This is a genomic window from Sphingomonas sp. PAMC 26605, assembly GCF_000241485.1.
GTDB lineage: Bacteria > Pseudomonadota > Alphaproteobacteria > Sphingomonadales > Sphingomonadaceae > Sphingomonas.
Genome location: NZ_JH584241.1, coordinates 243,103 through 250,428, shown reverse-complemented (window position 1 = coordinate 250,428; position 7,326 = coordinate 243,103). Strand labels below are relative to the sequence as shown.

Below are 7,326 nucleotides of genomic sequence, written 5' to 3'. Positions count from 1 at the left end.
GCCCCCCACGACCGATCGGTACGACTGCCCGCCAATCCGGCACGCTGCGGCGCACTGCCCGTTCGTTGGGCAAGGCCGGACCGCCCCGCCGGCGGGTTTCGCCGCAGATCCGCCCCTCGCGCGGCTGGCACGGTTGTTGTAAGGTCACCCGGCATAGCGGGAGGCGTAGCAAGCGTGAAAAAGATCGAGGCGATCATCAAGCCGTTCAAGCTCGATGAAGTGAAGGAAGCGCTGCACGAAGTCGGCGTCAGCGGCATCACCGTGACCGAGGCCAAGGGCTTCGGCCGCCAGAAGGGCCATACCGAACTCTATCGCGGCGCCGAATATGTCGTCGACTTCCTCCCCAAGGTGAAGCTCGAGGTCGTCGTCGAAGACGCGATGGCCGACCGCGTGGTCGAGGCGATCGCCGCGGCGGCGCAGACCGGCCGCATCGGCGACGGCAAGATTTTCGTCATCCCCGTCGAAACCGCGTTGCGAATCCGCACCGGCGAGCGCAACGAGGACGCGATTTGACGCGGCGCAACATTCCATGACAGCGTAAACATCCGGGCGACACACGATTCCCGAACCACTCGGGCAGACTATTCGAAACGAAAGGCGTGGGGACTATGGCTAAGGCACCGAATACGGCCAGCGACGTACTGAAGATGATCAAGGAGCAGGAGATCGAGTGGATCGATCTGCGCTTCACCGATCCCAAGGGCAAATGGCAGCATCTGACGATGGTCGCCGGCGTCGTCGGCGAAGACGAGCTGACCGACGGCTTCATGTTCGACGGTTCCTCGATCGAGGGCTGGAAGGCGATCAACGAGTCCGACATGATCCTCATGCCCGATCTCGACGCGATCTGGACCGACCCCTTCTCGGCCACCCCGATGCTGATCCTCGTCTGCGACATCGTCGAGCCGTCGACCGGCGAGCTCTATGCGCGCGATCCGCGCTCGACCGCCAAGCGCGCCGAGGCGTATCTCAAGACCACCGGCATCGGCGACACGATCTTCATCGGCCCCGAGGCCGAGTTCTTCATGTTCGACAACGTCCAGTTCGAGAACAGCTATTCGACGAGCTATTACAAGATCGACGATATCGAGCTGCCGACCAACACCGGCACCAGCTATGATGGCGGCAATCTCGGCCACCGTCCGCGCGCCAAGGGCGGCTACTTCCCGGTCGCGCCGGTCGACAGCGCGGTCGACATCCGCGGCGAGATGGTCTCGACCATGCTCGAAATGGGCCTCCCCTGCGACAAGCATCACCACGAAGTGGCGGCCGCGCAGCACGAGCTCGGCCTGACCTTCGGCACGATGACCGTCACCGCCGATCGCATGCAGATCTACAAGTACGTCTGCCACAACGTCGCGCAGGCGTATGGCAAGACCGTCACCTTCATGCCCAAGCCGATCAAGGAAGATAACGGCTCGGGGATGCACACGCATCTGTCGATCTGGGACAAGGGCAGCCCGCTGTTCGCCGGCAACGGCTATGCCGGCCTGTCGGACATGTGCCTGTATTTCATCGGCGGCATCATCAAGCATGCCAAGGCGGTCAACGCCTTCACCAACCCGACGACCAACAGCTACAAGCGCCTGGTCCCGGGCTATGAAGCGCCGGTGCTGCTCGCTTACTCGGCGCGCAACCGCTCGGCCTCGTGCCGCATCCCGTACGGCACCGGCCCCAAGGCGAAGCGCGTCGAAGTGCGCTTCCCCGACGCGATGGCCAACCCGTATCTGTGCTACGCGGCTTTGTTCATGGCGGGCCTCGACGGCATCCAGAACCGCATCCACCCGGGTGAGGCGATGGACAAGAACCTCTATGATCTTCCGCCCGAAGAGCTGGCCGAGGTTCCGACCGTCTGCGGTTCGCTCCGCGAGGCGCTCGACTCGCTGGCGGCGGATCACGACTTCCTGCTGAAGGGCGACGTGTTCTCGAAGGACCAGATCGAGTCGTATATCGAGCTCAAGATGGAAGACGTGAAGCGTTGGGAGATGACGCCGAGCCCCGTCGAGTTCGATATGTACTACAGCTACTGAGCCGCCGCGCCGGCGGCCGGTGGGGACAAGGCGAAGCCGAAGTCCCCACAGGAGCTGTCGGCCGGCCTCGCTACAGCGAGGACCGACGACGTGGCTTTGCCACGGCGGGAATTATGGAGAGGGCGCTCGGAGGGATCCGCGCGCCCTTTTTCTGTTTCGCTGTGTGGTCACGAATACGCGGACACGCTTACAGCCCCTCAAGTGCAGCGAAAGCCAGATTCGAAATTGTTTAGGTACCTGCCGCCTAGGTGCGCTGTGTGGGAAATGTGACTAGATAGGCCGAGGATAAAATAGTTTCTGCTATGCAAATTCTTATGCCAGCGGCTCTTGATTATTAACGCAGCACAGCGAAGTCTAGTCGAAAGCATCGATCGCATCGAGCAACTCAACAATGCCTACGTAGGGGTTTATATGATAGCTTTTATCTTTCGCGTTAGCGGCACTACTCTTTCCGCGTTCATTTAGGCGCTTTCCTCTTTCCCTCGCAACTGGGACGCGCTCTTTCAGATGCTCAAATAATGAACGAGATGCCTTATCATAGTTGCAGCCACATGCCTCTTTGACTGCGCCATTCAAGGGGCTTCGCTTAATTAAATCCTCAAAGCTTTGGTATGGCGCATCTGTGTCGAGAAAATGCAGGAGGATCCAGTATTCAAAGCATACGTTACAAAGCGCCACCTTTACCCCGGCGCCGTCCGCCTTCCTCATCGCTTCAGCATGCAGTTTGTCTGAGTATTTACTGCCGACTCTCGGTCATAGACAACCCAGTTTTCGTCACCCGGCAGGGCATTGACAGAGCGTTTAGATTTAATAGCTTCTTCTACGAGCTGTATAGCTGTGTTTTTTTTCGTCTTCTCGACTTCGACAACGGATTTACGCGATGAGGGATCCAGCGTCTCGATGTAGCCGTTAATATAATTTGGCTCAGTCTTTGCTCCTTCGCAAAATATCCGAAGCGTTTTTAGCGGGGTTAGATTGGCTGGCTTCCGAGGCTTAGGCATCGACCGAGTTCCGCTCCAAGTTCTTAAAACCATCCAATGCGCGCAAGATCGTGTTTTTCACTTTGGCATATGAAACTCTGGGCAATCCACCTAAGCGTCCATCCCGATAGAATGTCTCAAATGGGCTATCTGGTCGGACCAGTCGCTTGTCGTACTCATCCAAGCTTCTCAAAGAAGAAGAACCATCCAATTTGCTTGCAAACCAAATCTGGTCTCTTCTCAAAGATTCAGAGTTTAGCACATTAGTGTCATGAGTCGTAAATATCAACTGCGCATTCTTAGCATTTATTTCTTCATCATGAAATAGTTTAAGAACTAAATCTACCAAATCAGTATGAAAATGAGCATCCATCTCATCCATCATTAAGACAGATCCGCGACTAAACGCTTTCAAAATCACCGGTAAAACTTCCAACAGCCTTACAGTTCCATCTGACATATCTTCCGATTCAAATGAAACTAATTCGCCAGATTGAGTCTTAACCCAAAATTTCGCGGTCATGCTGTTTTGTTCTAAAATCGCTTCCTTGATATCCTCTGGCATGCCCTCCGGAAGTCGCAAATCTCCCGCCTTCTCATTTTCTTCCATCGTGACCTTCGCGACACCCGTGTCGGCAAGACATATAAGATCGCTGACGGCCTTCATGGTTGAATCGCGAGAAAGTGCCTTTGAGGACATGAGGCGATTGCCTGCTGGAATGTAATTAAAATCTCGAAAATAGTTGTATATCTCCCTCACGAACTCCGGCGCAGAAGCGTCATTCCCGGCCCTTGAAAGGTATGATGCGTTCGGAAAAAAAGAAAAACGCCTACTACCCCCCTTGTATGTTCCACCAAACTTCAAAGTCTCCCAAGTATCCTCAGCCCCACGCTCGAATACTAGAGCTCTGGAACGACGGGATAGCGAAAAAAGCTTCTCCTCGATTATTCTCTCTTTGAGAAACGAGACATAGTATCGATAACGAAGGCCCGAAGAGACTACGAACTCTACCTCAAAGACAACTGGACTCTTTTTTGACGTCTCAGACAGCCGGAACGGCTCGTACGTCGGAATCGATTGGCCGTCCTTCCTTCCCCCAGAGGATACCACGATCCAACGCAGGGCAGATATCGCCATCAAAACATTCGACTTACCCGACGCATTCGCTCCGAGGATCGCAGCAGATCGAAGGATCGCCAGCCGTTCGTTTTCGATTGTGGCGTAGTTCGTCAAGTGACGGCTTCGTCCGCCCTCAACATTCATACTTATTGTCTGCTCGTCCAAAAACGAACGAAAATTTGTTGCTGAAAAATCGATAATCATGTTTTCTGTCTCGCCTTGAGGCGTCCGGTGCAGATTTCGCGCAAAAATACTGCCAAATCGATACTAACGAAAAAAGACTGGTTGTCCAGATTACTGCTGCCTTTTGTCCCTTACATCTGGATTAGGGGTTCTGGGAGCGCGGAGAGCACGCTCGCAAACACGCCGCCCCATGTCACCTACCTAACCCCCGGCGGGAGAAAATCCCCCCGCCCCGCGTTCCTCCCCCAACCCCCGGGAGACCCGCACATGCCGCTCAAAGCCATCGCCCTCAACTGCACGCTCAAGGCCGACGCCAGCGAGGCCTCCTCGACCGACGTGATGATCGGCCTCCTCAAGACCGCCTTCGCCGAGCGCGACGTCGAACTGACCGAGACGATCCGCATCGCCGCGCACGACGTGAAGCCCGGCGTCAGCTCGGACGAAGGCGATGGCGACGCCTGGCCCGCGATCCGCGCGAAGATCCTCGCCGCCGACATCCTCGTCTTCGGCGGCCCCGTCTGGATGGGCCAGCTCGGCAGCGTCGCCAAGCGCGTGCTCGAACGGATGGACGCCTTTCTCGGCGAAACCGACGAGCAGGGCCGCATGCCGAGTTCTTCGAAGGTCGCGGTCGCGGCGATCGTCGGCAATGAGGACGGCGCGCATTTCTCGACCGCGCAGCTGTTCCAGTCGCTCAACGACACCGGCTGGACGATCCCGGCGGTCGGGGCGGTCTATTGGGTCGGCGAGGCCTATGGCTCGGTCGACTTCAAGGATCTGAAGGAGACGCCCGAGATGGTCGCCAAGACCGTCAAGATGGTCGCGGGCAATGCGGCGCATCTCGCCGGCCTGCTCAAGGCGACGCCCTATCCGGGCTGAGCCTTCGCCGCCTCAGCCGGGGTGCGGCAGATCGCGCCATTCCCCCGGCGCGAGCCCGTCGAGCGACCAGTCGCCGATCCGCCAGCGCACCAGCCGCAGCGTCGGATGGCCGACCGCCGCGGTCATCCGCCGGACCTGGCGGTTGCGGCCCTCGGCGATCGTCAGCTCGATCCAGCAATCGGGCACGCTCTTGCGGAAGCGCACCGGCGGATCGCGCGGCCACAAGGCGGGCGGGTCGATCCGCCTGGCCTCGGCGGGGCGCGTCATCCCGTCGTTGAGCAGCACGCCGCCGCGCAGCCGGTCGAGCGCGGCGGCGTCGGGCTCGCCCTCGATCTGGACGAGATAGGTCTTGGGTGCCTTGAAGCGCGGGTCGGCGATCCGCGCCTGCAACCGGCCGTCGTCGGTCAGCAGCAACAGCCCTTCGCTGTCGCGATCGAGTCGCCCGGCGGGATAGACGTGGGGGACAGCAACGAAATCGGACAATGTGCGCCGGCCTGCAGAAATATTTGCATCGGTGAATTGCGACAGCACGTCGTACGGTTTGTTGAACGCGATCAAGCGCGTACCCCGCGGGCGCGCGGCGCGCTCGGGGCGGGCGGCGCTTCGCGGCCGCCTCGCGGTTGGAAATTGTTCAGATTTGCGCGGCACGGTCGGCCTTATGAGCACCGTTGCCTTGCTTGACCAGTTCGATCGGCTGCATGCCGACATCCTCGCGATCCTCGATCGTGCCCGCCCGCATCTCGGCGGCCGCGATGCCGGCTCGTGGACCGCGCTCGCGCCGTTCCGCGGCGAGCTGACCGCGGCGCTCCATGCGCTCGAGATCGCGCTGCAGCGCGACCTGATCGACCCGATCCTGCGCGCGGGCGGCCCCGCCGCGGCGATGGTGCGCACGCTCAAGGCCGACTGCATCAAGCTCGGGTTCGACTATCAAGCCTATCAGCGCACCTGGGCGCACGCCGATATCGATGCGCGCTGGGCCGAATACCGGCTCGCCGGGCTGGCGATGATGCGCCACATGCGCGAGCAGATCGCCGCGCAGGACGTGGCGATCCGCGCGCTGTGCGATCGCGCCGAGCACGCGACCGCCGGCTGATCACACCGTCAGCACGCTTGCCCCGCGCGTTTCGCCGGCTTCGAGTGCGCGGTGCGCGGCGGCGGCGTCCTCGAGCGCGAAGGTCTGGCCGATCTCGGGTTTGATCGCGCCGCTGCGCAGCATGGCGAACAGGCGTTCGGTCCCCGCCGCGCGCTCCTCGGCCGTCGCGTAATAGCTGAACAGCGTCGGCCGCGTGACGAACAGCGAGCCGTGCGCGGCGAGCACGCCGAGATCGACCCCGGTCACCTTGCCGCCGGCATTGCCATAGCTGACGATCAGCCCGCGCGGCGAAGCGCTGGCGAGCGACGATTCCCACGTCGCCATGCCGACGCCGTCGAGAATGATCGGCACGCCCTTCCCGTCGGTGATCTCGCGCACGCGCGCCGCGATGTCCTCGCGCTTGTGGAGGATGACATGGTCGGCGCCGGCGGCCTTGGCCTGCGCGGCCTTTTCCTCGCTCCCCGCAGTCCCGATCACGGTCGCGCCGATCGCCTTTAGCCAGCCGACGAGCAGATGCCCGACCCCGCCCGCCGCGGCATGGACGAGCACCGTTTGCCCCGCCTGCACCTTGGCGCAGCGTTCGACCAGGAATTCGGTGGTGCAGCCCTTGAGCAGCAAAGCGGCGGCGGTGCGGTCGTCGATATCGTCGGGGAGGCGGAGCAGCGTCTGCGCGGGCAGGTTGCGCGCGCTGGCATAGGCGCCGAGCGTCGGGCCGAAGGTGCCGACGCGGTCACCGGGCGCGAAACCGGTGACGCCCTCCCCGACCGCCTCTACGACGCCCGCCGCTTCGGAGCCGAGCCCGCTCGGCAGCTTGGCGGGGTAGACGCCGGTGCGATAATAGACGTCGATGTAATTGAGCCCGACCGCGGTGTTGCGCATCCGCACTTCGCCGGGACCGGGATCGAGCAGGTCCGTATCGACCCATTCGATCACCTCGGGGCCGCCGGTGCGGGTGAAGCGTGCGATGCGTGCCATGTCTCGTCTCCTGCTCGGGCGCTCAACCGGCGATCTGCGTTTCGGGTTGCAACCGATCTCGCGCCGCGC

The 7,326-nt window shown here is 60.9% G+C and carries 9 protein-coding genes; 4 read left to right on the top strand and 5 right to left on the bottom strand.

Annotated features, from left to right (window positions below; all coding sequences use genetic code 11):
* Positions 1 to 174 precede the first annotated feature (174 nt).
* Both RH90_RS01235 and glnA read left to right on the top strand, forming a co-directional pair.
* On the top strand, positions 175 to 513 hold the full coding sequence (locus RH90_RS01235; protein ID WP_010183375.1) for a P-II family nitrogen regulator: 339 nt from the start codon (positions 175 to 177) through the stop codon (positions 511 to 513).
* A gap of 95 nt (positions 514 to 608) precedes the next feature.
* Positions 609 to 2,030 carry a type I glutamate--ammonia ligase gene (glnA, locus tag RH90_RS01230; protein WP_010183374.1) on the top strand — a complete coding sequence of 474 codons (1,422 nt, stop codon included), beginning with the start codon at positions 609 to 611 and terminating at the stop codon, positions 2,028 to 2,030.
* A gap of 354 nt (positions 2,031 to 2,384) precedes the next feature.
* On the opposite strand, the gene RH90_RS24570 is transcribed toward glnA, so the two are convergent.
* The 3 genes from RH90_RS24570 to RH90_RS22400 are packed head-to-tail and all read right to left on the bottom strand — an operon-like array spanning position 2,385 to position 4,334.
* On the bottom strand, positions 2,385 to 2,753 hold the full coding sequence (locus tag RH90_RS24570; protein ID WP_332306570.1) for an RloB domain-containing protein: 369 nt from the start codon (positions 2,751 to 2,753) through the stop codon (positions 2,385 to 2,387).
* Positions 2,735 to 3,031 carry an RloB family protein gene (locus tag RH90_RS24720; protein WP_037492591.1) on the bottom strand — a complete coding sequence of 99 codons (297 nt, stop codon included), beginning with the start codon at positions 3,029 to 3,031 and terminating at the stop codon, positions 2,735 to 2,737. The genes RH90_RS24570 and RH90_RS24720 overlap by 19 nt, the downstream gene beginning before the upstream one ends.
* On the bottom strand, positions 3,024 to 4,334 hold the full coding sequence (locus tag RH90_RS22400; RefSeq protein WP_010183373.1) for an AAA family ATPase: 1,311 nt from the start codon (positions 4,332 to 4,334) through the stop codon (positions 3,024 to 3,026). The genes RH90_RS24720 and RH90_RS22400 overlap by 8 nt, the downstream gene beginning before the upstream one ends.
* A gap of 246 nt (positions 4,335 to 4,580) precedes the next feature.
* On the opposite strand from RH90_RS22400, the gene RH90_RS01220 reads away from it, so the two are divergent.
* Positions 4,581 to 5,189: a flavodoxin family protein gene (locus tag RH90_RS01220; protein ID WP_010183372.1), complete on the top strand. Its 609-nt coding sequence runs from the start codon at positions 4,581 to 4,583 to the stop codon at positions 5,187 to 5,189.
* A 12-nt stretch (positions 5,190 to 5,201) separates the two neighbouring features.
* Here RH90_RS01220 and RH90_RS01215 read toward each other — a convergent pair whose 3' ends face one another.
* A complete protein-coding gene (locus RH90_RS01215; protein WP_010183371.1) occupies positions 5,202 to 5,837 on the bottom strand; it encodes a pseudouridine synthase in 636 nt (211 codons plus the stop codon).
* 10 nt (positions 5,838 to 5,847) lie between these two features.
* Here RH90_RS01215 and RH90_RS23250 point away from each other — a divergent pair, with 10 nt between their 5' ends.
* Positions 5,848 to 6,282, top strand: a complete 435-nt coding sequence (locus tag RH90_RS23250) for a hypothetical protein (RefSeq protein WP_029624942.1) — start codon at positions 5,848 to 5,850, stop codon at positions 6,280 to 6,282.
* On the opposite strand, the gene RH90_RS01205 is transcribed toward RH90_RS23250, so the two are convergent.
* Entirely contained in the window at positions 6,283 to 7,257 is a 975-nt protein-coding gene (locus tag RH90_RS01205; RefSeq protein ID WP_010183368.1) for a quinone oxidoreductase family protein, read from the bottom strand.
* Positions 7,258 to 7,326 lie beyond the last annotated feature (69 nt).